The following is a 24,197-nucleotide window of genomic DNA, read 5'->3' as shown; positions in this document are numbered from 1 at the left end:
CGTCCGTCAGCGCCGGCGCTCTCCATCAGCGCCGGCGCTCCTCCATCAGCGCGTGCATGTTGCCTTCGCCGTCGTGGAAAAAGGCCATCCACAGATCATGGTCGTCGGCGCGATGCACGACGTGAGGCTCGCTCTCGAACTGCACGTCCTGCTGCTGCAGTGACGCGTACGCGTCAGCGATCGCGGGAACGCGGAAGTAGAGCACGGATGAGGCGTGGCCTTCGGAAGGCGTCTCCGGCTCGGCAAGCATGAGACGAATGCCGCTGCACTCGAAAAAGGCCAGACCGGGTGGGGCCTCGAAAAGCAGCCGGAGACCGAGCTTGTCCTGGTAAAAGGCCCTCGCACGACGGGCGTCGGCAACGCTCAGCGCGATCTGGGCCAGGCCTTCGATCTTCACGTTCGGCATGTCGTCTCCACTATGCAGGGATGGACTCCGGTTCGAGCTGCACGGTTACTGCGGAGGGAGCACGTCATGGGCGGTCAGCTCGCTGTATGCAGTGTAGCCTGGCCTGCGACTCCGTTCCAGAAAGCTGCGCGCCGGCTGTGCCACCTGGATGCTGCCGTACCCGGGAACGGTGTGCGCGGCGAGAGACGGAGAACCACCGCGGAAGACGGAGCGGATGATGAGGGCGTCGGCGTGCCACGGGAGACTGGCCGCATTCTCGACGAAACGCTCGAAGCCGCCATCGCGGAACAGGTAGTACTCGACGTTCGAGGTATAGAACGCCTTCACCTGCAAACCGTCGGCTTTCAGGTCTTCTGCAATGGCGCGCAGGGCGTGCGTGCCCGCGAAGTCGCCCACGACCGGGATGATGCGGTCCTCCTGCTGCATCCTGCGCAGAAACGCGTAGGACTCTTCGTCTGAGAACGCGCCTGCCGGCGCGCCTGACCGGTCGGTCTCCAGCAGCAGGTCACGCCAGGTCGGGTAGTGTGACTGCGGGGCTCTGCCATGGCTGCTGAAACGCAGTGACAGGCCCTCACGCGCGAACGTCTCGTGAATACGCTCGATGACCGCGTAGTCGGTCTCGGTCAGTGGGTATCCGTACCTGCTGATACGGGCACGCACGTCGCGCTGAACGCGTGCAAGCTCCTCGGGATCCACCGGGCTGCCGTCGATCCATGCGACGATGTCACGCAGCGTACCGCCCGCAGGAGGTGCTGCGCCGCGGGCCGTGGCGGCCGGCAGCTCACCACGTGCCGTGGCTGATTCGGTGCTGTCGTCCGGGACGCGTGATTCCGCACGATGCCCTGGTGCCATGCGCCCGGTCAGTCCCGCGAGGTATGCCGCACGGTTCTCGGAGCGCTCGAACAGCGCCTTGAACAGCAGGTGCTGCAGCACGTTGTCGCGGCGGATGTCGACGACAAAGGCGATTTCGGGCCGCAGCAGCGCGATATACGCGAAATTCTGATCGGGACCGACCCCGATGTATGCACCGCCCCCGGCGCGCGCACGCAGGGCTGGCGCGACGTGCAGGTAGGAACGCTCGTTGGAAATCAGATTGTCGGTGTCGAAGTACCCGCCCTCCTCCGACAGGCGGACGATGCGCGCGCCGAACGTCGTATCGCGCTGCGGGCGCTGCCCGACGGCTGCATGCTCCCACTGCAACGTGTCCAGCGCCTGCGGCGACAGCATCAGCAGCGCGCTGCCGAGGACTGCGGCAAGTACGGCGATCACGGCGAGCGGGCGTGTTCGCATCGGAATGCCCTCCACGAGGGGCCGTTTCCAGTATACGTCGACGCGCACGCGTGCGTCACGAGCGTCGGGCTGGAACGAATGCGTTGCGTCGGCGACCGGACCGGACGTAGCATGGCGGCGCCCGAACTCGCAGGTACAGGGGGACGGGCGCTGCAGAGCAGTACCAGCGACGAAAAAACGGAGTCAGTATGTACCGTTCTCTGATACTCGCGGGCGTTCTCGCGCTGTTTCCTGCCGCCGTCAGCGGCCAGGGCATCGCCCTGGAGGGCGGCGGCTCGTGGCTCGGGCAGCGCGACGAGGAGGCTCTGTCGTGGGGCGTCGGTCTGTACCTGCCGACCGGCGAACGCACCATCGCCGGGATCCACTACGTGCAGTGGGAGGAAGGCCCGGGCGCCAGCCGGCTGGAGCGCTGCGGCGATGAGGGCTGCCATGGCGGCGGGCTGCACCTGCTGTACCGGGTGCTCGGCAGCAGCAACTACGGCTGGTTCCTGGGCGGCGGTCTGGATCTCTACGAGCGCGTGGTCCCCGGCCCGGAGCCGGATGAAACCGACAGCGAGTACTCCGGCGCCTGGTCCCTCGCGACCCTCGCCGCACGCGGAATCTCCGAAAACCTGTCGGTCTATGCACGTGGCGTGGTCAGCTCCCGCGCCTTCGAGATCGACATGCGCAGCGCCTACATCCACCTGGGCGTGGTGGTGAACCCCTTCTGAGCCGGCGTCCGGCTGGCTCCGGCCGGCCGGGACCGGCCGCCGGCCTCCTCCTGGCGTAACGGCGCCCCCTTTCTGAATCGACATCCGCCGGCCCGCGGCGCCGGTTGTCCGCGCGTCTCATTTTACGTCGTACAGTATTGACTGTACGATCTGAATGGCCTATCCTTCGCGGCACCTGCAACGGAACGGATGGCTGGCTGCGAATGGAAGCAAAGGCGGAGCAGTTCGTCGAACGGATGGGGCAGCTGTTCGAGGCGGAGGCCGGTCCGCGGATCGCGGGCCGGCTTTTTGGGTTGCTGCTGCTGACCCCGGGCGCGTTGTCGCTGGACGAGATTGCGGAGGAATTGCGTGTGAGCAAGGCCAGTGTGAGCGCGAATGCGCGCATGCTGGAGGGGCTGCACGTGATCAGTCGTGTGACGCGGCCGGGCGACCGGCGTGACTACTACGAGGTGTCGGAGGACACGCAGCGTCGCATGATCGAGATGCGCCTGGAGCGGCTCGGCCGGTTCCGTGAGGCGTTCGAGCAGGGGCTGGAAACGGAAGCGGCCGAGCAGGAGGAAGTGCGTGAGCGGTTGCGGGTGTTCCAGCGATCCTTTGAGCTGATGACGGAGACGATCCGCCGGCTGCGCGACGACAGTGATGCGATCGCGTCGAGCGGATCGCGGGGGGATATATGAGTGCTGGGAAGTGGCTGGCGGTGGCCGCGGTGTTGACGCTGGCGACGATGCCGGGTGCGGCATCCGCGCAGGTCGAGGAAGCGCGGGACACGATCGGGCTGAGCCTGGAGGAGGCGCTGGACCGGTCGCTGGAGCGATCGGAGGAGGTCCGCATCGCGCAGGCGCAGGTGGATCGTGCGCGGGCGGATGTGGGCGCGGCGCGCTCGAACCTGCTGCCGCAGGTGAACACGCAGCTCGGCTACACGCGCACGCTGCGATCGGTTTTCCAGGGGGGCGGCTTCGAGATTCCGGACAGCCTTCGCTTCGAGCCGGACAGCACGGCGTCGACGGCGGAGCGGCTGCGGTACCTGGAGGAGAACGTGCCCAACGCGGCGTTCCAGTCGCTGGGCAGCCTGTTCAGCGGGCTGCCGTTCGGCCAGGAGCACACGTGGAACGCGGCGGCGACGCTGCAGCAGGCGCTGTTCGCCCCGGCAGCGGTTTCGGGCGTGCAGCTCGCGCGGCGTGCGTCCGACGCTGCGCGGGCGTCGTACGAGGAGGCGGTGTCCGACGTGACGCTGCAGGTGGCGCAGGCGTACCTGGACGCGACGCTGGCGGAGCAGACGGCGGAGATCGTTGCGGCGAGCGTGGAGCTGGCGGAGGCGCACCTTGCGCAGGTCCGCCTCCAGTTCGACGCGGGCGTTGCGTCGGAGCTGGACGTGCTGCGTGCGGAGGTCGAGCTGGAGAACCTGCGCCCGCAGCTCGCGCAGGCGAACAACGGGCGCGACCTGGCGGTGGCGAACCTGAAGCGGCTGGTGAACGTTCCCGCCGAGACGGAAGTGCGGCTGACGACGCCGCTCAGTGGTCCCGGTGCGCTTGCGGTCGGTGCGGTGGATCTGCCGACGCTCACGGAAGCGGCGTCCGTGCTGGACCGACGTGCGAGTGTGCGTGCCGCGCGTGCCAACGTGGCGATGATGGAGGAGCAGGCGGACATCGCGCGCTCGTCGTTCCTGCCAGCCGTGTACCTGCAGGGGAACATGGCGCGCCAGGCGTTTCCGACGGGTTTTCTCCCCGGCGCGAATGACTGGCGAGACGACTGGAACGTTGGGTTTGCGGTGAGCTGGCCGCTGTTCCAGGGGATGCGTCGCAAGGCGGAGGTCGATGCGGCGAACGCGCAGGTCCGCCAGGCGGAGCTGCAGGCGGCCCAGCTCGAGGAGGGTGTTCGCCTCGAGTACGACAGTGCATTGCGTGAGCTCGAGCGGGCGCGGCTGCAGCTGGAAGCTGCTGGCACCACGGTGTCACAGGCGCAGCGGGTCTACGAGCTCACGGAGCTGCGCTTCCGTGAGGGGCTCGCCACGCAGCTGGATGTGTCCGATGCGCGGCTTGCCCTGCAGCAGGCACGCCTGAACGAAGTAACAGCCTACCACGACTACCAGCTCGCGCTGGCGACTGCGCTGCGTGCGCTCGGCCGGCCGGCGACGGAACTGGTGCGCTGATCATCGTGGATCTGACAACGACAACGGAACGACACGTGACCATAGAGAACAGTCAATCCATCCGCAGTGCCGCCCTGCTCGCGTTCGTCCTGGGCGTCGCGGCGTGCGGCGGATCGGACCAGCAGGCGCAGGCGACGGTGGACGCTTCGGACGTCGTGGTGCTGCAGCCGACCGACGTTGCGACTGCGCAGCTCGAGAGTGTTGCGCAGAGCGTCGTCCTGACCGGCACGCTGAACCCCTACCGTGTTGCAGAGGTGCGCGCGCAGGTGCCGGGGCTGGTCTCGTCGATCCGCGTGGATCGCGGCGATGCCGTGGCTGCCGGCCAGGTGATGGCGGTGCTGGACGCGCAGGGGATTCGCAGCTCGGCTGCGGGAGCGCGTGCACAGGTTGCCGCTGCCGAGGCTAACGTCGCGCTCGCACAGCAGCGCTTCGAGTCGTCGCGCAAGCTGTACGAGGCGGGGGCGATTTCGCAGATCGATTTCCAGGCGGCGCAGGCGGCGCTGGAAGCCGCGCGCGGCCAGCTCGCCGCAGCGCAGGCGCAGTCGGCCAGCGCCTCGGAGTCGGCACGGCAGGCGACGATCACGGCACCCTTTGCGGGTGAAGTCAGCTCGCGCATGGTGAACGTCGGAGAGGCGGTGAATCCGGGGCAGGCGCTCTTCCAGGTCGTGAACACGACGGCACTGGAGCTTGCCGGGCAGATCCCGGTGCGCGAGGCCTCGCGCGTGCAGCGCGGCCAGCCGGTCGAGTTCACGACCGATGCCTACCCCGGACAGGTGTTCGTGGGCGAGGTCGAGCGCGTGGAACCGGTTGCGGACCCATCGACGCGCCGCGTCGGCGTGTATCTGCGCATGCCGAACCCGGGCCGCACCCTTGTCGGTGGCCTGTACGCGACCGGCCGCATCGTGACCGGCGGGCAGGACAGTGTCGTGGTGATCCCCTCGTCAGCACTGCGTGAGCAGGGCGGTGCGACGTTCGTATGGGTGATCGCGGACGGCGTGCTCGAACAGCGTCCGGTCAATGCCGGCAGCACGGACGTGGCGCGTGGGTCGGTCGGAATCGTGTCGGGGCTCGAGCCGGGCGAGCAGGTGCTGATCGCGCCCGGCGCGGCGCGCGCGGGTGCGCAGGTCCGGATCAGCGGAGTGCCGGCGGCGAGTCCAACCGAGGCGGAAGCGGAGCCTGAGGGGGCACGATGAGTCACGACGACGCGCCGCGCGACGCGGCGCCGCACAGTCCGGGCGGTCGCATCGACCCGGCGCAGGAACGGCACGCCGCCGTGGGCGGCGGGTTGAGCGGCGTTTCCATCCGGCGTCCGATCTTCACGCTGATGCTGATGCTCGGCCTGATCGTGCTGGGCCTCTTCAGCTACAACCGTCTGCCGATCGACCAGTTCCCGGATGTCGAGATTCCGGTCGTCGCCGTGCAGACGATCTATCCGGGAGCGAGCCCCGAGACGATCGAGCGCGAAGTCACGCGTCCGATGGAGGAAGCGTTCAACCCCGTCGAAGGCGTGGACCGGATCACGTCCAACTCGCTCGAGGGTGCATCGCTGATCATCGTCGAGTTCGAGCTCGGTCGCGACAACGACCAGGCGGCGCAGGACATCCGGTCCCGCATCGAGGGGATCCGCCGTGACCTGCCGCAGGGCATCGAGGAGCCGGTGGTCAGCAAGTTCGACTTCTCGGCCCAGCCGATCCTGTCGCTGGCACTCGCGTCCAACAACCTGAGCGTCCCCGATCTCACGCGCCTCGCGGACGAGGATGTGCGGCGTGCGATCGAAACCGTGTCCGGCGTGGGCAACGTCGATGTCGCGGGCGGACTGCTGCGCGAAGTGCGCGTGTTCGTCGACCCGACGCAGCTCGACGCCTACGGCATCTCGACGTCCGAGGTGATCGCCGCACTGCAGCGGCAGAACATGGAGATCCCGGCCGGCCGCGTCGAGCGTGGCGTATCCGAGGAGCTCGTGCGTGTGACGGGTCGCATCCAGGACGCACGCGAGTTCGAGAACGTGATCGTCGCAACGCGCGATGGTCTGCCCATCCGGTTGAGCCAGGTGGCGCGCGTGGTCGACGGCACCGAGGAGGAGCGCTCGATCGCCCTCGTCAATGGCCGGCGTGCAGTGTCGCTCGACGTGGTCAAGATCTCGGGCGCCAACACGGTCGCGGTTGCGGACGAGGTGAAGGAGGTCATGGCAGAGCTGCAGTCGGCGCTGCCCGCCGGCGTCGAGCTGATCCTCGTGCGCGACAACTCGGAGGTCATCCGCCACTCCGTGGAAGACGTGATCTTCGAGCTGATCCTGGGCGCGATCCTGACCATCGTCGTCGTCATGCTCTTCCTGAACGACTGGAAGGCGACGGTGATCACGTCCATGGCGCTGCCGGTATCGGTGATCTCGGCCTTCATCCTGATGAACGCTCTCGGCTTCACGCTGAACGTGCTCACCCTGATGGGGCTGTCGCTCTCGATCGGGATCCTGATCGACGACGCGATCGTGGTGATCGAGAACATCGTGCGACACCGCGAGATGGGCGAGGACCACTTCACTGCGGCAGCCGTCGGCACGCGGGAGATCTTCCTGGCGGTCATGGCCACGACGCTGTCGATCGTGGCGGTGTTCGTGCCCGTTGCGTTCATGGGCGGCATCATCGGCCGGTTCTTCTACCAGTTCGGCATGACCGTCGCCTGGGCAGTGCTCGTGTCGCTGTTCGTATCGTTCACACTGACTCCGATGCTGTCCGCCTGGTGGGGTGTCGAGCCGCAGACGGCAGGCGAGTCGAAGAACCCGCTGTCGCGCCTGATCGCCCGCTTCAACCGCTGGTTCGACCGGCAGGCGGATCGGTACCGCGGCGTCATCGAGTGGGCGCTCAATCACCGGAAGTCGACGCTCGGCATCGCTGCCGCGTCGTTCGTCGGTGCGTTCCTGCTCTTCCCGTTCATCGGCGGCGGCTTCATGCCGGAGTCGGACGAGGGTGCATTCGCGGTGACGTTCGAGACGCCGGAGGGCAGCTCGCTTGCCTACACGGAGTCCAAGGCGCGGCAGATGATCGACGTGCTGGAGCAGTTCGAGGAGGTCGAGTACCTCTACACGACGATCGGTGCGGGTGCCACGGGTACGGTCACATCCGGCAACATCTACGTGGCGCTGACGGACCTCGACCAGCGGGATCGCAGCCAGCAGGAGCTGATGGTGACCGCGCGTGAGGCCCTGCAGCCTGTCTTCGGCGTGACGATCGGCGTCATGTCGGCGGACAACATGGCCCAGAAGCCGCTGCAGGTGCAGATCACCGGCCCTGACGTCGACGAGCTGCAGCGACTGTCGAACGAAGTCGCGGAGCGCATGGCGCAGATCGCCGGGGTGGTCGACATCGATCAGTCGCTCGGCCAGCCGCGACCGGAGTACCGGATCGACGTGAACCGCGACCTGGCGAGCGAACTCGGCCTGGATATCGGTCAGATCGCCGCGACCGTGCAGCCGCTGCTTGCCGGCCAGGTCGCAACGACCTGGCAGGACCCGTCGGGTGAGGAGCGCGACGTCGTCGTGCAGGTCGCCCCCGACCAGCGCGCCTCCGCCGAGAACCTGGAGGCGCTGCCGATCGCGACGACCACGCGCTCGGACCTCGGCGCCGCCGCAACGGTCCCGCTCGGTCAGATCGCCCTGATCCAGCGCGGCACGGCGCCGGCGCAGATCGATCGCATCGACCTCGCCCGCGTGGCGACGGTCAGTGCATCACTGCTGCCAGACCTGTCCGTTGCCGAGGCCTCGTCGCTGGTCCGCGAGGCGACCGCCGAGATCGGTGAGCAGAACCCCGGCTACCAGGTACGCCTCGGCGGCGAGACCGAGCAGCTCGAGGAGACGGTCGGCTACGTGCTCGAAGCGATCCTGCTCGCGATCATCCTGATCTTCCTCATCCTCGCGTCGCAGTTCGAGTCGCTCACGCAGCCGTTCGCAATCATGCTCGCGCTGCCGCTGTCGCTCGTGGGTGTGCTGCTCGCGCTGCTGCTCACGAACGATACGCTGAACATGATGTCGATGATCGGCGTGATCATGCTGATGGGTCTCGTGACCAAGAACGCGATCCTGCTCGTCGACAATGCGAACGAGCGGCGCGGGCTCGGCGCGGATCGCTACACGGCCCTCGTCGAGGCGGGTCGCGTGCGACTCCGCCCGATCATCATGACCACGGCGGCCATGATCTTCGGCATGGCCCCGATCGCGCTCGCACTCGGCCAGGGCGGCGGCTTCCGCGCACCGATGGCGCGCGCCGTGATCGGCGGCCTGATCACGTCGACACTGCTCACGCTGATCGTGATTCCCGTCGCGTACACCTACTTCGACGATTTCGGCCAGTGGCTGAAGCGACGGATCATGTCGGAGGAGCGGGAGCGCCAGATCCACCAGGAGCAGGAGCACGCGGGGCTCGCGCCGGAGCCGGTGTGGGGCGGCGACTGAGACTGCTCTGAACTGCGGGTTGTGGGCGGTGGGTGGTGGGAGGCGTGCGCATTCTGCGCACGCCGGGGTGGTGGACACTTCGGGATGAACGGCGGGCGGTGGGCGGGGGCGCCCGCCGCCCGTCGTTGTTACCCGGTTTGTCCGCCACCCACGCGCGAGCGGAGCGAGCGGCGTCTCCCGCCCCCTTACCACCCAAAACCCGCCGTTCAATCGTCGTACAGCGTCCGATACACGTACGTATTCGTCCGCACGATCCGGACGTAGTCCCGCGTTTCATCGTACGGGATCCGCTCGATGAACAGGTCGCGGTCGGAGCGCTCGGGGAAGGCACGCCAGCGGCCGAGCCGGCCGGCGCCGGCGTTGTAGGCGATGAGCACGTCCTCGACGCGGCCGCCGTAGCTGCGGAGGTGGTCGGCAAGGATCGCGGTGCCGATGCGGATGTTGGTTTCCGGATCGGTCAGCATCTCTTCGCGGAAGTTGCGGATGCCGAGGCGCGCGGCAACGGCCTTGCCGGTGCGCGGCATGACCTGCATCAGCCCGACGGCGCCCGGTCCGCTCTTCGCCTTCGGATTGAACAGCGACTCCTGCCGCATCAGCGCGACGACGAAGTACGGGTCGAGGTCGTGCCGCTTCGCTTCCCGCTCGATCAGGTCGCGGAACGGGAACGGGTTGATGATGCGCAGCAGGCGCGCGTCAGGCCGGCGGCCGCTGCTCTCGAGGTTGCGCTCGATCGCACGCCCGATCAGGACCGCACGCAGGTGCTCGCCGCGCTCGTGCAATGCCTCCGCCATCCCGTACAGCACGCCGCTTTGCTGCGCATACAGCTCCTGCAGTCGGTCCAGCTCGTAGGATGCCGCATCGGTCAGCCCCAGCTCGGTCAGCAGATCGTAGCGAAGCAGCGCGTTGCGAACCCGCAGCGGTGTGTGCTCATCATCGGGCGTTGCGCTGGCGATGTCCGGCGTCGGAGCACTCAACAGCTCGGCCGCCCGCATGCCGTAGTAAGAAAGCGGGTTGAGCCGCAGCACCCCGTCCAGCAGGCGTTGCGCGGTCGTGCTGTCGCCCGTGGCGCGATGCGACAGCGCAGCCCAGAAGTCGAGCCGCTGCCTGCGCGTGCCGCTGCCCGGCGTCTCGCTGAACGCGCTGGCCGCCGCTGCAGCGTCACCGGCCAGGTAGTGCAGCGCACCGTACCTGACGGCCGCCTCGTGCCCTCGTGGCGACGCGGGGTCTGCTGCTGCAGAACGCCGGTAGAACTCGCGTGCGGCAGCGGCGCGCCCGTCGTCGTGCGCGATGTCCCCGAGCACGAACAGCGCTTCCGCCGCGACCGGTCCAACGCCGTTCACCCGTTCGATCGCATTCGCCAGGGTCGCCTGCGCCCTGGTCTCGCGGCCGTCGCGGTACTGCGCACGACCGGCAATCAGCAGCGCCTCCGCAGCCAGCTCCGGTGCCACCTGCAGCGCGGCGAGGCGCAGCATGCGCTGCTCCGCACTCCGGTTCTCCCGCCGCGCGAACAGCGTACGTCCGATCTCGAGCCGCAGCGCATTGCGGGTATCGGGCGTACCGCCACGACCTTCGAGGTACGCGTCCAGGTTGCTCAGCCCGCGATCGAGGTTGCCGTGGCGCAGGTAGACAACGCCGATGCGCCGCCGGTCGTCGAGTGTCAGCCCGCTCATGGCGGACAGCGCACGCATGGCGTCCACGGTGCGCGTTGCGCCCGGGAAACTGTCCGCTGCCAGGCGGAATGCCTCCCGCGCACCCGCATCATTGCCCGCGAGCAGGAGCAGCTCTCCGCGCATGACGACCGCATCGACGCGCTCACCGGCCGGCAACGGCTGCGCGGCGGCGGCCGCTGCCGCGGCGCCGGAAATGTCTTTCGCGACACGGTGCGCACGCACCAGCGAGCGCCAGCCACGGTCGCGCGCGAGCGCTGCATCGGTCTCGCCAAGGAGCCGCTGGACAGCGGAAACCGACCCGTCGCGCCCCGCCGCATCCGCGGCCAGCAGGCGAGCCCAGTCCGCGAACGCAGGCAACACCCTGGCCGCGTGCTCGAACCGGGACGTCGCCTGCTTCAGCTCGCCCGCGTCACGCGCACGAATCGCCGCGCGCAGCACTGCCAGCGCACTGTCGCGATCCGCACGATCACTGGTTGTGAGGAGGTACCTGTCCAGGTGGACCGGAGCCAACGGTGCCTCGGTGCGAAAGGCCGCTTCGTCACTCGGAGGTATGACGCGCGAGCCTCCCAACCCGATTCCCAGAGCGAGGGCCGGCAGAACGACACGGATCGCGTACGATCCCGCTGTTCCGACCGAGGCCCGCCGGTTCCGGCTTGTCCCCTTTTTCCTGCGACGCCCACTCACGAACGACCCGCTTCCGCCGGCCTTCGTGACGCACTGTGCCGCGGTCCGACCAGCAGCACCGAGTGCCGGGCATTGAGTGTCAACCGCTCCGCCGTCGTCCCGACCGACACTGGCTGGTATCCGGACGCCCCATGGCTTCCAACCACCAGCATCGCCGGGCGGCACCGATCCGCGTAGCGCGCCAGCTCCGCCCACGCGGCGCCGAAGCGCACGTGCAGCGAGGCCTCATCCAGCTCGGCTTCGCTGAGCCAGCCCTGCTCCCTGCCCGTCGGCCGCCAGTCCTGCGGCGCTTCCGACTCGACCACGTGGACGACGTGCACCGGACAACCCAACCGGGCGGCGAGACGGCGCGCTTCTTCGAGCGCGGCCGCCGCTCCCGGCGAGAAATCGGTCCCGACGAGTACGCATCCCTCGTCCACGTCCCCCCTCCGCGTCTACGTCGCGCGCGTTGCTCTGCATTTCCAAGGCAACGGTCGGACCACTGCGTAACTGGCGGTCCGACAGTGACTTACGAAAATCGATGCCAGGAGCCGAATGCGGCATTTCGCCACACCATGAGCAGTTTTCCGCGTGAACGGCGGGAATCCGGGTGTGGCGCCATGCCACAGGGGTGGGGCGGGAAGGGGCGGAACGGATGGGGCCGTCGGGGCCGTCGGGGCCGTCGGGCCGTCGGCGTTGTCCAGCTGTCGGGCGGCGCGCTTACTCCTCCGAGTACTCCTCCAGCTTCCTGTACAGCGTCTTGCGGTCGAGTCCCAGGATCTCGGCCGCCCGGGACTTGTTGCCGCCGGTGGAGCGCAGGACCTCGAGGATGTAATCGCGCTCGAGCTCGCGCAACGAGAGCTGTCGTCGTGAGGCCTGGGCGACGCGAGAGGCGGTGCTCGCCGCGTCCTGGACGCGCTGCGGCAGGTCGTCGGGGTGGATCTCCCCTGTCATGGACAGGGCTGCGGCGCGTTCGATGGTATTTCGCAGCTCGCGGACGTTGCCGGGCCAGGCGTGGGCGCTGAGCAGCGCCATGGCGGCGGGCGTGATGGTACGGCCGGCGGCGAAGTGCTCGGCGAGGAGCGGGATGTCGGCGGGGTGTTCGCGGAGCGGCGGCATGTGTATGTGCAGCACGTTGAGGCGCCAGAAGAGGTCCGCGCGGAACAGGCCGTCGTCGACGCGCTGCTCGATGTCGCGGTTGGTTGCGGCGACGATGCGCACGTCGACGCTGCGGGGTGTGGTCGCGCCGACGCGCCGCACCTCCCCTGCTTCGAGAGCGCGCAGCAGCTTGGGCTGCAGCGGCCCGGGCAGCTCGGCGATCTCGTCGAGGAAGAGGGTGCCACCGTCGGCGGCCTCGAACAGGCCAGGCTTGTCGCGGTCAGCGCCGCTGAACGCGCCGCGCACGTGCCCGAACAGCTCGGACTCCAGCAGGTTCTCGGGCAGTGCCGCGCAGTTCACGGCGACGAAGGCCTTGCGGCCGGAGGCGTGGTGCAGCCCGCGCGCGACGAGCTCCTTTCCGGTGCCGCTCTCGCCGGTGACGAGCACGGGAAGATCGGAGTTGGCCGAGCGCGTGATCAGCGCGTACACCTCCTGCATGGCGCGGCTCGCGCCGACGAACCCGGGTGGCGTCTCGGGGCGTCCACGTCGTGCCCGGGCTACCTCCCGCCGGAGGCTGCTCTCCTCGAGCGCACGCTCGATCGCCAGCAGCAGCTCCTCGGAGCCGAAGGGCTTGGTCAGGTAGTCGTGTGCGCCCGCCTTGACGAGCTCGATCGCGGAATCGATCGCACCGAATGCGGTGATGATGATGATGTTCAGCTCGGGGCGGTGCGCACGCACTTCGCGCAGCAGCTGCTGCCCGCGCATGCCCGGCAGCACGAGGTCGGTGATGACGAGGTCGGCTTCCTCCTGGGCGGTGAGCGCGGCGAGCGCGTCGTCTGCGGTCGCGAACGTCGTCACCTCGTATCCCGCGTCGGCTACCACTTCACCGAGATACTGCCTCAGCTCACGGTCATCCTCGACGATGATGATGTGCTCGCCGGACGCGTCGGTCGACGCCGCGCGCGCGGCAGGCTGGTCACCCACGACTCGTCCGATGCCCGGCTGCTCGCTCACGCTGCCTCCTGGGCCGGTGCTGCGGGGAGCGTCACGCGGAAGACGGCGCCGCGCACGCCGTCGTGCTCACGGTTGAACGCCTCGATCCGGCCGCCGTGCTCCTCGATGATGCTGCGCGCCACGGCCAGTCCCAGGCCGGTACCGGTTTCGGCCGCCTTGGTCGTTACGAACGGATCGAAGATCGCCTCGAGCATGTGCTCCTCGATGCCGCCAGCATTGTCCTCGACGTCGATCGTCACGCTGGCGGTGGCACTGGTCGACACATCCAGCCGGAGTCGTGGTGCGTCCTGTCCTCGCAGGGCCTGCAGCGCATTGAGCAGCAGGTTGATGAACACCTGGTGCAGCAGGTCTGCATCGCCATATACCGCCACGTCCGCGCTCCCGGTCCGCTGTACGTCCACGCCGTCGGCGCTGATCTCCGCGGCCAGGAACTCGAGGAGGTCGTCGAGCAGCCGCGCGACCGGAACGGTCTCCATGTGCGGTTCACGCCGTCGCGCGTAGTCGAGCAGGTTGCGCACGATGTGGGTGATGCGCTCGATCTGTGCGCTGATGATGCGCAGGTTCCGCTCCGCACCGGACTCCTGCTCGCGCTTGAGCAGCATCTCGGCGCGCCCGCGGATCACGTGCAGCGGCGCGGCGATCTCGTGGGCGAGGCCGGCAGCGAGCGTTCCGAGGGCTGCCATCTTCTCCGTCTCCCGGAGCCGCCGCTCCAGTGCGAGCCGCTCTTCCGCCTCCCGCTCGATACGGCCGCGGGCAGCCTCGAGCCGGTCGGCCATGTCGTTGAACTCGCGAGCCAGGACCCCCAGCTCCCCGGGCCCGACACTCCGGTCGATGCGGTGGGCGAGCTCGCCACTGCCGAGCGCACGCACGCCCGTGACCAGGCGGTCCAGCGGCCGGGCCACGAGCCGCTGGACCAACCACAGGATCAGGATGGTCATCGCGACGGCGAGCAGCGCGGTGCTCAGGATATAGCGCTCGCGGGTCTGCTGCTTCTCGGCTTCCACGAATGCGAGGGTCTGGGCGACCTCGATGGCGCCGACGATCTCGCCGTCCTGGCGCAGCGCGCGCACGACGGAGTAGACGCGCTCGCCCTCGAAGTCGCGCAGGAGCACCTCCCGGCTGCCGGTCGCCAGCACGGTCTGAACGGATTGCAGCGGCGCGGTGCGGAGCGTGTCGACGGTCTGGGACACGAGGCGGACGCGGGCGGCGGTGTCGTAGACCACGACGCCGTAGATCGTGGGCTCCTGGGTGATCCGGTCGATGATCGCCTGCATTTCCGGATCACTGCCGCTCAGCGCGGCCGCTTCCAGCGCGAGGCCGAGCGCGACGGCATACGCGTTGGTTTCCCGGCGCGCCTCCTCCGTCAGCGTCTTCTCGCGCTGACGCTGAGACTGCCAGGTTCCGAACGCCATGACGGCGACCACCGTCGCCAGCAGCGGCAGCAGCAGCCGCGTCCCGAGTCGCATCCCCTGTCGCACGACCGGAAGGTAGCCACCGGTGCCTGCGATTTCACGGGTGGCTGCTGTCGGCCGGGTGGCGCCAGGTAGGGGAGCCGGCCCTCCCACCGTGCCGGATACTGGACCCGCGTTTTTCCGCTCCCGTCCGCATGGATTCATGGTCCGTCCCGCCCAACGCTCGTGCGCCCTCGCGCGTCGTAAATTGGGCGGGTCTATCCCGCATGACTCATTCTGACTCTGTGGTGTTCCGATGGCTTTCGGATCCCGGCGACGTCGCGGCATGGGCGTGGCGCTCGCCTTTCTGTTCTTTGCAGTTCCAGCCGCGGCGCAGGATGCGCCGGTGGCGGCGCGCACGGTCACGCTGCGGGAGGCGCTGGAGCTTGCGCGTGCGACGGCGCCCTCGATGATCGCCGCACAGGGTGCGGTGGACATCGCGGAGGCCAACCAGCTGCAGACGCGGGGCTCGCTGCTGCCGAGTCTGACGGCGAACGGCTCGTTCTCGAACTCCAGCAACGAGCGCTTCGACCAGTCGACCGGTCGACTGGTCTCGCAGAACTATTCTGCCGCACTGCAGGCGGGCTATGACATCTTCACCGGGGGCCGGCGGGTCGCCCAGCTGCGGGGCGCGGGCGCGGACGTGGACGCGGCGGAGGCCAACCGGCGCGCAGAGTGGTTCGCAACGACGCTGGTCACGACGCAGGCGTTCTACGAGACGGCGGCCGCCGGGGACATCGTGCGCTCGGCCGACCAGCGGCTCCAGCGTGCGCGCCAGCAGCTCTCCTTCGCGCAGACGCGGCTCGAGGTGGGCACGGCAACGCAGTCAGACGTTCTGCGCGCGGAGCTCGAGGTCGGCAATGCGGAGCTGGCGCTGATCGATGCGCAGACCGCGCTGCGGAGCGGCATGCTGCAGCTCGGGCGGCTGATCGGCGTGGCCGAGCCGGTCGCGGCGGAGCCGCTTGCGCTGCCCACGGAAGCGCCGACGCTGCCGGCCGCCGAGGAGCTGATCCGGCGAGCGATGCTCGCGTCCCCGGACGTGCTTGCGGCGGAGGCGGAGCTGGACAGCCGCTCGGCGGACCGGCTGGAGTCGCTGCTGGCGTACGCGCCGACCCTGCGACTGACCGGCGGGTACGACTGGTTCTCCTTCGACTTTCCGCCGGACGAGCAGTCGTGGAACCTGCGCCTGACGGCGAGCATGCCGCTGTTCAACAATTTTGGCCGCGAGGCAGCGGTTCAGCGGGCGAACGCGAACCGGCGGGTCGCCGAGGCACGGGCGCGTGACACGCAGATCGCGGTGCGTGCAGCAGTCGACGCAGCGGCCAGCGAGGTCCGGGCGGCGGAGCGGCGTGTCACGATCGCGGATCGGGCGGTCGAGCTTGCACGTGAGGACCTGCGTGTCCAGGAGGAGCGCTACCAGATCGGCGCGGCGACGATTCTGGATCTGCAGACGTCGCAGGTTGCACTGACGGACGCCGAGATCGCGGCCGTTCGCACACGACAGGATCTCGGCACCGCCGTCGCACAGCTCGAGGCGGTGCTGGGTGAGACGATAACGGAGGCAAGGTGAGCGGTAGAGCGGCGGAGAAGCGCGCACGGGCGGGAGCCCGTGCCGGTGTGCTGGGGCTTGCACTGCTGAGCGCCGCGTGTGGCGGCAACGACGAGGGACCCGGTGCGCAGGCACAGATGCGCGGCCGTGGTGGCCCGGATGCGGTCACGCCGGTCGAGGTTGCAAGCGTCGAGCGCGGCTCGATTGCCCGGTCCGTGAGCGTTTCCGGGGTGGTCGAGCCGATCCGGAGTGTGGGTGTCAACGCGCAGGTTCCGGGTGCACTGCTCTCCGTGAACGCCGAGGAGGGCAGCCTGGTGCGGCGCGGCCAGGTACTCGCGCGCATCGATGACCGCGAGCTGAGTGCGCAGCTCCTGTCGGCCGAGGCGCAGCTCCAGGTTGCGCGGAGCGCCTACGAGCGCGCCGAGCAGCTGCGCGACCGCAAGGTCATCACGCTGCCGGAGTACGAGCGTGACCGTGCGGCATACGCAGCCGCACAGGCGAGCGTCGATCAGCTGCGCACGCGTCTCGGCTATACGACGGTGAATGCGCCCGTGAGCGGCGTGGTGACCGCGAAGCTGGTCGAAGCGGGCGACGTCGTCAGCAACCAGACGCGGCTGTTCGAAGTGGCGGACATCTCGACGATGGTCGTGCGCGTCGGCGTCTCCGAGCTGGACGTGGTCGAGCTGCGCGTGGGCGACGCAGTGCAGATCATGCTCGACGCCTATCCCGGACGCACACTGTCCGGCCGCATCCGCCGGGTCTTCCCGTCGGCCAATCCGGACACGCGACTCGTGCCGGTCGAAGTCGCCTTCGACGAGGCCAGCGCACGTGTTGCGCGCCCCGGCTTCCTGGCCCGGGTCACGTTCCGGCTGAGCGCGCAGGAGGATGTGCTGCTCGTGCCCGCGAGTGCACTCATGGGTGGGCAGGGTTCACAGGCTGTCTTCGTCGTCGAGAACGACCGCGCGATCCGCCGCACCGTCGAGACCGGCCTCACGTCGAGTGGCCGTGTCGAGATCCTGTCCGGCCTCGACGGCAGCGAAGTCATTGTCACGGCCGGCAGCAACATGCTGCGCGACGGCGCGGCCGTCCGCGTCAACAACACGCTTCCGGCTCCTGCTTCATCGGCACAGGCACCGCAGAGCGACACATGAGCATCAAGGAAAAGCCGCATCACCGCGGCATCTCGAGTCTCGCGATCGTTCGGCCGATCGGCACCCTGATGCTGTGCAGCGTGATCGTGGTGCTCGGGGTGTTCTTCCTCGCGCGCCTGCCGCTCGACCTGCTGCCGACGATCGTCTACCCGAACATCCGTGTGAACGTCTCCAACCGCGGCGTCGAGCCGCAGGTGCTGGAAGAGACCGTCGCGAAGCCGCTGGAGGCAGCACTCGCGACGACGGAGGACCTGGTCCGCATCGAGACGGACGTCCAGGAGGGGCGCGTCGGTGTGAACCTGCACTTCGCGTACGGAACGGACATCGACTTCGCGCTGCAGGATGCCGCCAAGAACCTGGAGCGTGCGCGCGGCCGGCTGCCCGAGGAAGCGGACCCGCCCACGATCTTCAAGTTCGACCCGTCGCAGTCACCGATCTACGAGGTCGCATTCTCTTCTCCGACGCGCGACCTGGTCTCGCTGCGCGACTGGGCCGAGTACCGGCTGCGCCCGCAGCTCCTCACCATCGAGGGCGTCGCGTCGGTCGATATTGCCGGCGGCCTGATCCGCGAGATCCAGGTGGTCCTGGACCAGGAGCGGCTGCGCTCCTATGGCCTGACCGTCTCGCAGGTGATCGAAGCGCTGCGCTCCGAGAACCAGGACGTGGCCGCTGGCCGCGTGGCCTCACCGACACGCGAGGTCGTGGGCAAGACCGCGGGCAAGTTCCGCACGATCGCCGACGTGCAGAACGTGCTGCTCACCGTGCCGGGCGGCGGGCGCATCCCGCTCACGGAAGTCGCGGACGTGCGCGACACGCACGTCGAGCAGCGCATGTGGGCGCGCCTCGACGGCACGCCCGCCGTGAAGCTGTCCGTGCGCAAGCAGCCGAACGCGAATACGGTCTCCGTTGCCGAGGAGGTCGATGCGACGCTGCAGCGGCTGCAGCGGGATCATTTCATCCCCGCCGACATCCGCTACCAGGTCATCCAGGACCAGTCCTCGTTCATCAAGTCGTCGGTCAGCTCGGTCCGGGATGCCGCACTGACGGGTGCAGTGCTGGCGATGATCGTCGTGTTCCTGTTCCTGGGCTCACTGCGCAAGACGTTCATCATCGGTACGGCAATCCCGCTCGCCATGCTGGCGACGTTCGTGATGATGGGCCTGAGCAACCTGACGCTCAACATCATCTCGCTGGGCGGTCTCGCCCTCGGTGTCGGCCTGCTGATCGACAACTCGATCGTGATGCTCGAGAACATCTTCCGGCGCCGGGAGGAGGGCATCGAGGATCCCGAGGAGGCCGCACACGTCGGCGCCAACGAGGTGCGCAGCGCCGTCATTGCATCCACCGCGACGAACCTTGCCGCGGTCGTCCCGTTCCTGCTGATCAGCGGACTGGCTGCACTGATCTTCCGCGAGCTGATCCTGACCATCTCGTTCGCGATCTTTGCGTCGCTGACGGTCGCGCTCACGCTGGTCCCGATGCTCGCGGCGCAGCTTGCCAAGGTGCGTTTCCAGAGCGGCGCCGACGAGTGGAAGCCGCTCGTCGCCTTCGACAACGGCATCTCCCGCGCGCGGACATGGTACCGCAAGGTCGGGCCGCGGGTGCTCGCGAAACGCTGGTACGTGCTCGGGGCCGCCGTCGCAGGGCTGGCCGGTGCGTTCCTGCTGACGCGCAACCTCGGCAACGAGTTCCTGCCGCAGGTCGACGACGGCAACGTCGGCGTGTTCGTCCGGCTCTCACCCGGCGCATCCGCGGAGGAGACGAACCGCATCGCGCTCGAAGTCGAGGAGATGATCAACGGGATGCCGCACGTGGAGAGCGTCTTCGCGGTCGCCGGCGGCTTCCTGTTCGGCGGCTCGACGAGCGAGAACGCCGGCCGCGGCAGCATCGACATCGTGCTCGCGGGCTCTGACCAGCGCGACATGAGCGCGCAGGAATGGGTGCAGATGCTCCAGGCGCGGATCGATGAACGCGGCTTCCCCGGTGCGCGCGTCTTCGTGCGCCCCCCGCGGATCCGCGGACTGCGCACGAACACGTCGGGCTCCGACGTCGCCATCATCATCCAGGGCGACGAGCTCGGCACACTGCAGCGGCTGGGCGAGGAGATCGCCCTGCTGTCCCGCGGGATCCCGGGGCTCGAGAACATGGAGGCGTCCGCCGACGAGGCGAGCCCGCAGCTCACCATCGAGCTGGACCGTGAGCGCGCATCGTACCTCGGCCTGAACGTCGCAACCGTCGGGCAGACGCTGCGCACCGCCCTGGACGGCACGGTCGCCACCCGCTTCACGAGCGGCAACCAGGAGTACGACCTGCGCGTGATGTTCCCGCGCGAGCGCTTCACCAGCCCGGAGGACATCAACTCCATCGCGCTGTTCCCCGGCGGCGCACGCGGCGCACCGATCTACGTGCGCGACGTCGCGACCGTGCGCTCGTCGCTCGGCCCGACCACGATCAACCGGGAGAACCAGAACCGGATCTTCCGCGTGACCGGCGACGTGATCAATGAGGTCGCATCCATCAGCGCGGTGAACGACTCGATCCGCGCGCGCATCGCGACACTGGACGTGCCCGAAGGCTACTCGATCGTCTTCGGCGGCGAGGAGGAGGCGATTGCGGAGAACAACCGCCAGCTGGCGATCGTTGTCGGGCTCGCAATCTTCCTCGTCTTCGTCGTCATGGCGGTGCAGTACGAGAGCTTCATCAACCCGCTCGTGATCCTGCTGGCGATCCCGCTGTCGCTGATCGGCGTCGGCGTTGCACTCTGGGTCACGCAGCTGCCCATGAGCGCGCCTGTGCTGCTCGGCGTCATCCTGCTGGCCGGGATCGTGGTGAACAACGCGATTCTGCTGGTGGAGTACACCGAGAATGCGCGGGTCGAAAGGGGCCTCACCCGCGAGCAGGCGGTGATCGACGCGGGCGCAGTACGCCTGCGCCCGATCCTCATGACCACCCTCACCACGGTCATCGGCATGTTCCCGCTCGCCCTCGGAATCGGCCAGGGATCGGAGATGATGCAGCCGCTCGCGATCTCCGTGGTCGGCGGCATGATGGTCTCGACGCTGCTCACGCTGTTCGTGGTGCCCGGCGCCTACGTGATCCTGAACGGCGCAGCCGAACGGGCCATGACGTTCCTGACGGGCGGTCGCGGCGAGCCACGCGCCGAGCCGGTACGCGAGCCGGTCGAGGCACACGGCGACTGACGGCCAGGGGGCTCGGGCCGTCAGCCGCCAGCTGAGAAGTGTGGTGGAGGACGCGGCGCCTGCACGTGTGCAGCGGCGTTGCGGCGCGTCAACCGCCGTCTGCCGTACTGTCCCTGCCCCGGCAGCATGCATAGCTTGGCCGCATGCTCGTCATCGCCCACCGCGGTGCTTCCGGCCACGCGCCCGAGCACACGCTCGCCGCCTACGACCTCGCGCTCCAGCTCGGCTGCGACTTCCTCGAGCAGGACCTGCAGATGACCCGCGACGGCGTGCTCGTCTGCATGCACGACGACACCCTCGACCGCACCGCGCAGGGCTGCAGCGGCCGCGTCATCGACCACTCCTGGCATGAGCTGGAGCCGTGCGACGTCGGCACCTGGTTCAACGACACGTTCCCTTCACGGGCGCGCACCGATTACACCGGCCAGCGGATCCCGACGCTGGAGCAGGTGCTCGCGCGCTACCGTGATCGAGCCGCCTTCTACATCGAGACGAAGACCCCCGAGTCCGCACCCGGCATGGAGGCGGCACTGCTCGACCTGCTCGACAGGTTCGACCTGCGCGACGCTGCACGCGCGGAGTGGCGCGTCGTCATCCAGTCGTTCAGTGAACGCAGCCTGCGGCTGATTCATCGGCGCGACCCTGCGCTGCCGCTCGTTCAGCTCATTCCGGAAGGGACGGAGAGCGGCGCACTCGAGGAGATGCTGCCGCGCGTTGCCGAGTACGCGGTCGGAGTCGGTCCTGCGTTCACGGACGTGGACCGGCTGGTGGTGGGAGCCGCGCATCGCCACGGGCTGCACGTGCACCCCTATACGGTAGACGAGGAAGCGGACATGCGGCGGATGACCGAGGCACGCGTGGACGGGATGTTCACCAACTTCACGGACCGGCTGCTGCGGCTGCGGCCGGACAACGAGCTGCGGGGGCTGGAAGCAGTACGGCGTGCGGCCGAAGCCGCACGCCGCCAGACTGCAACTGACTGAACGGCGCCGGACTAGAAGCGCACGCCCGCCGTCAGCGAGAACACCGCGTCCGAATCCTCGACAGTCGTGAACTCGACCGAGCCGCCGACCAGGAAGCGGCCGAAGCCCAGGCGCGCACCCGCCTCTGCGCCGAACTCGTTCGTCGACTCGTCGAACTCGGCACCCAGCATCTCGACGTCAGCCTTCATGTAGTAGTAGGCAGGCTGTGCGAACAGCGCGACGTCAGCCGTGGGGCCAACAGCCAGCGTGGTGCCGATGCCGATGCCGACGGGGATCGTCAGCAGGGACGTCGAGACTTCCTCATCACCCTCGCCCGCGCTGAACGTCGTGTACTCCGCACCGACGAACGGGCCGACGGAGAAGCCCGTCACCGGCAGCTCGTAACCGAGCTTGCCGCCGAAGCGACCGCCGTTGTCCTCCACGTCATCGATGTCCCACAGGCCGCCGAAGAGCTGGAACGAGATCGGGCCCATGAGGTTGGCATCGAGAACCAGGTCATACGTCTTGCTGCCGTCCGGCAGGCCGACTTCCGCACGGACCGCGAAGCCCGCATCACCGATCGGAGCGCCGAAGTACGCCTGCGCCGATGCCGAGCCTGCCGAAACGAGAACGCCGGCCGCGGCCAGCGCGATCACCTTGACTGCCTTCATGTCTTTCTCTCTGTGATAGTGACACGGCGCGGGACACCCTGCCCCGCGCCGTGACGTGTATGCTGCCTGCGATCAGAACCGCAGCGCAGCGCCAACGAGGAAGCCGCTGTTCTTGACGTCGTCCTCGGACTCCGAGTCATCGATGCTCGTCAGGCCGAGCGTGTACTTCGCAAACGGCGCCAGGGTCATGCGACCGATCGGGAAGTCCACACCGACCGATGCTGCCAGTCCGAAATCGAACGACTTCGTCTCCAGACCGAATTCTTCACAATCGACGTCGATTTCCACACCCTCGGCCTCACCCGATGCCGAGCAGCCGACCTCGAAGCCTGCCTCGCCACCGAGTCCGAAGACCGGCGTGAACGACGATGCGCCCATCGGGGGGGCGACACGAAGCAGCAGCGGGACCGTGATGTAGTCGAGCTCGATCGTGCCTTCGCCGTCCGTGTCCGAGAACTTGGCGCCCTTCTGCACGTACACGGCACCCGTCTCGAAGCCGAAAAGGGAGCCCGGCGCCTGCCAGACCACCTGCGCACCGCCGAAGAAGCCGGTGCGGGAATCCGTGTCACCCGCGTCATCGCCCGAGACGTTCGCGATGCTCACGCCCGCGACCGGGCCGAACTGGAACGACTGCGCCGCGGCGTCATCCGCAGCGACCAGCGTGGCAGCGACTGCCGCCACCGCAAAGAGCTTACGCATTGTTACCTCGTTCGCTGTTTTCCCGTGCAGCGGTGCGTGCGCACAGCTGCACATCCCCACAACCGACTGCCCTTCGCTTCGCGTGACGCCGGCCCCGTGGCAACTTCCGATCCGATGCCACGGCTGCACTCGCGTCGCAGTACGCAAAGCGCGACCAAGATAAACCGCCCGCGGATTTCCGCCATGCTGTTCGAATGGCGTTAGTCACGCGTTTCCTGCGACTTACGGCAATCGCGACAAATCGCGGAATGCCGGCCCCTGCACCGTGCGGGAACGTGGCGTCGCGCGCACGCCCTGCTCCCTGCAGTGCCGCACGAGGTACCTCACGAACAGAACTTTTGTTTCAGCCGTGGAAAACTCTAACGGATCGTTACCGGTCGAATGGGACGCGTCTGCTGCCGGCACGGTGGCTGTACCACTCGCGCCATGCGACGAGAACCAGCGTCAGGGTGGTGAGGGGCACGACGTAGAGCAGCATCACGTGGCCGAGCACGGGCGCGGCATCGTGGGCGATGCCGTGGAGCACCAGGTACACGGTGTAGGCGACGTAGAAGAGCAGGAACACGAAGCCTTCCCAGCGGTCAATCGTGTAGCCAGTGAAGAAGATAGGCAGGCACGCCACCGCGACTGCGATCATGAACGGCAGGTCGAAGGTGAGCGCGGACGTCGCGACCCGCAGCGTCTCCGGAGACAGCACGCTGGTGATGCCGAGCACGAAGAGGATGTTGAAGATGTTGCTGCCGACCACGTTGCCCATCGTAATGTCGGCCTGGCCGGAGAAGGCGGCGCTCATCGACACCGCGAGCTCGGGCGCGCTCGTGCCGAACGCGACGACGGTGAGGCCGATGATGAGCGGCGTGATGCCGAGCATGCGCGCGAGCCGGCTGGCGCCCCGCACGAGCAGCTCCGCGCCCAGCACCAGCAGCGCGATGCCGATGACCAGCCGGGCCAGCGTGAGCGCGGTCATGGCAGCGCCGCGCGCGCGCGCACCGCGCGCCGGTAGCCGCGCAGGTAGTGGATGCCGAGCAGCACGAGGACGACGGCGAAGATCACGCGCAGCGTGTTCG

Annotated in this window: 18 protein-coding genes; 9 read left to right on the top strand and 9 right to left on the bottom strand. The window is 68.4% G+C overall.

From position 1 onward, the window contains the following. Positions 1 to 25: 25 nt before the first annotated feature. Together VFU06_02525 and VFU06_02520 are read right to left on the bottom strand one after the other, a co-directional pair. On the bottom strand, positions 26 to 406 hold the full coding sequence (locus VFU06_02525; GenBank protein ID HEU5208263.1) for a VOC family protein: 381 nt from the start codon (positions 404 to 406) through the stop codon (positions 26 to 28). 45 nt (positions 407 to 451) lie between these two features. Continuing rightward, positions 452 to 1,696 (bottom strand): hypothetical protein, encoded by a 1,245-nt coding sequence (locus tag VFU06_02520; protein HEU5208262.1) that lies wholly within the window; start codon positions 1,694 to 1,696, stop codon positions 452 to 454. A gap of 188 nt (positions 1,697 to 1,884) precedes the next feature. On the opposite strand from VFU06_02520, the gene VFU06_02515 reads away from it, so the two are divergent. The 5 genes from VFU06_02515 (at position 1,885) to VFU06_02495 (ending at position 9,002) form a co-directional block, all read left to right on the top strand. After that, the gene (locus VFU06_02515; protein ID HEU5208261.1) at positions 1,885 to 2,406 is read left to right on the top strand and encodes a hypothetical protein; all 522 of its coding nucleotides are present in this window, start codon (positions 1,885 to 1,887) and stop codon (positions 2,404 to 2,406) included. Between the two features lie 203 nt (positions 2,407 to 2,609). Continuing rightward, positions 2,610 to 3,083: a hypothetical protein gene (locus tag VFU06_02510; GenBank protein HEU5208260.1), complete on the top strand. Its 474-nt coding sequence runs from the start codon at positions 2,610 to 2,612 to the stop codon at positions 3,081 to 3,083. Continuing rightward, entirely contained in the window at positions 3,080 to 4,555 is a 1,476-nt protein-coding gene (locus tag VFU06_02505; protein HEU5208259.1) for a TolC family protein, read from the top strand. The genes VFU06_02510 and VFU06_02505 overlap by 4 nt, the downstream gene beginning before the upstream one ends. 35 nt (positions 4,556 to 4,590) lie before the next feature. Continuing rightward, positions 4,591 to 5,748: an efflux RND transporter periplasmic adaptor subunit gene (locus tag VFU06_02500; GenBank protein HEU5208258.1), complete on the top strand. Its 1,158-nt coding sequence runs from the start codon at positions 4,591 to 4,593 to the stop codon at positions 5,746 to 5,748. After that, positions 5,745 to 9,002 carry an efflux RND transporter permease subunit gene (locus tag VFU06_02495; protein HEU5208257.1) on the top strand — a complete coding sequence of 1,086 codons (3,258 nt, stop codon included), beginning with the start codon at positions 5,745 to 5,747 and terminating at the stop codon, positions 9,000 to 9,002. Before VFU06_02500 ends, VFU06_02495 begins: the two co-directional genes overlap by 4 nt. Before the next feature lie 206 nt (positions 9,003 to 9,208). On the opposite strand, the gene VFU06_02490 is transcribed toward VFU06_02495, so the two are convergent. From VFU06_02490 to VFU06_02475, 4 genes are all read right to left on the bottom strand, one after another. Then, on the bottom strand, positions 9,209 to 11,182 hold the full coding sequence (locus tag VFU06_02490; protein HEU5208256.1) for a transglycosylase SLT domain-containing protein: 1,974 nt from the start codon (positions 11,180 to 11,182) through the stop codon (positions 9,209 to 9,211). Between the two features lie 170 nt (positions 11,183 to 11,352). After that, positions 11,353 to 11,775 (bottom strand): universal stress protein, encoded by a 423-nt coding sequence (locus VFU06_02485; GenBank protein ID HEU5208255.1) that lies wholly within the window; start codon positions 11,773 to 11,775, stop codon positions 11,353 to 11,355. A gap of 280 nt (positions 11,776 to 12,055) precedes the next feature. After that, positions 12,056 to 13,447 (bottom strand): sigma-54 dependent transcriptional regulator, encoded by a 1,392-nt coding sequence (locus tag VFU06_02480; protein HEU5208254.1) that lies wholly within the window; start codon positions 13,445 to 13,447, stop codon positions 12,056 to 12,058. Beyond that, positions 13,444 to 14,913 (bottom strand): ATP-binding protein, encoded by a 1,470-nt coding sequence (locus VFU06_02475; GenBank protein HEU5208253.1) that lies wholly within the window; start codon positions 14,911 to 14,913, stop codon positions 13,444 to 13,446. Before VFU06_02475 ends, VFU06_02480 begins: the two co-directional genes overlap by 4 nt. A gap of 241 nt (positions 14,914 to 15,154) precedes the next feature. Between VFU06_02475 and VFU06_02470 the strand changes: the two genes are divergently transcribed. The 4 genes from VFU06_02470 (at position 15,155) to VFU06_02455 (ending at position 21,781) form a co-directional block, all read left to right on the top strand. Further along, the gene (locus tag VFU06_02470) at positions 15,155 to 16,468 is read left to right on the top strand and encodes a TolC family protein (protein HEU5208252.1); all 1,314 of its coding nucleotides are present in this window, start codon (positions 15,155 to 15,157) and stop codon (positions 16,466 to 16,468) included. Continuing rightward, a complete protein-coding gene (locus VFU06_02465) occupies positions 16,465 to 17,598 on the top strand; it encodes an efflux RND transporter periplasmic adaptor subunit (protein ID HEU5208251.1) in 1,134 nt (377 codons plus the stop codon). Before VFU06_02470 ends, VFU06_02465 begins: the two co-directional genes overlap by 4 nt. After that, positions 17,595 to 20,798 (top strand): efflux RND transporter permease subunit, encoded by a 3,204-nt coding sequence (locus VFU06_02460; GenBank protein ID HEU5208250.1) that lies wholly within the window; start codon positions 17,595 to 17,597, stop codon positions 20,796 to 20,798. The genes VFU06_02465 and VFU06_02460 overlap by 4 nt, the downstream gene beginning before the upstream one ends. Positions 20,799 to 20,941: 143 nt before the next feature. Continuing rightward, positions 20,942 to 21,781 carry a glycerophosphodiester phosphodiesterase gene (locus tag VFU06_02455; GenBank protein HEU5208249.1) on the top strand — a complete coding sequence of 280 codons (840 nt, stop codon included), beginning with the start codon at positions 20,942 to 20,944 and terminating at the stop codon, positions 21,779 to 21,781. Positions 21,782 to 21,792: 11 nt separating this feature from the next. Here the strand turns inward: VFU06_02455 and VFU06_02450 are convergent, their stop codons facing one another. The 3 genes from VFU06_02450 to VFU06_02440 all read right to left on the bottom strand — a co-directional run bounded on the left by VFU06_02450 (position 21,793) and on the right by VFU06_02440 (position 24,097). Beyond that, positions 21,793 to 22,431, bottom strand: a complete 639-nt coding sequence (locus tag VFU06_02450) for a hypothetical protein (protein ID HEU5208248.1) — start codon at positions 22,429 to 22,431, stop codon at positions 21,793 to 21,795. Positions 22,432 to 22,503: 72 nt separating this feature from the next. Beyond that, positions 22,504 to 23,130: a porin family protein gene (locus tag VFU06_02445; protein HEU5208247.1), complete on the bottom strand. Its 627-nt coding sequence runs from the start codon at positions 23,128 to 23,130 to the stop codon at positions 22,504 to 22,506. 370 nt (positions 23,131 to 23,500) lie between these two features. Further along, the gene (locus VFU06_02440; GenBank protein HEU5208246.1) at positions 23,501 to 24,097 is read right to left on the bottom strand and encodes a hypothetical protein; all 597 of its coding nucleotides are present in this window, start codon (positions 24,095 to 24,097) and stop codon (positions 23,501 to 23,503) included. Between the last annotated feature and the right edge of the window lie 100 nt (positions 24,098 to 24,197).

The organism is Longimicrobiales bacterium (genome assembly GCA_035764935.1).
Classification (GTDB): Bacteria; Gemmatimonadota; Gemmatimonadetes; order Longimicrobiales; family RSA9; genus DASTYK01.
The sequence above is the reverse complement of the archived record's forward strand: the minus strand, read 5'-3'. Positions and strand labels throughout refer to the sequence as shown.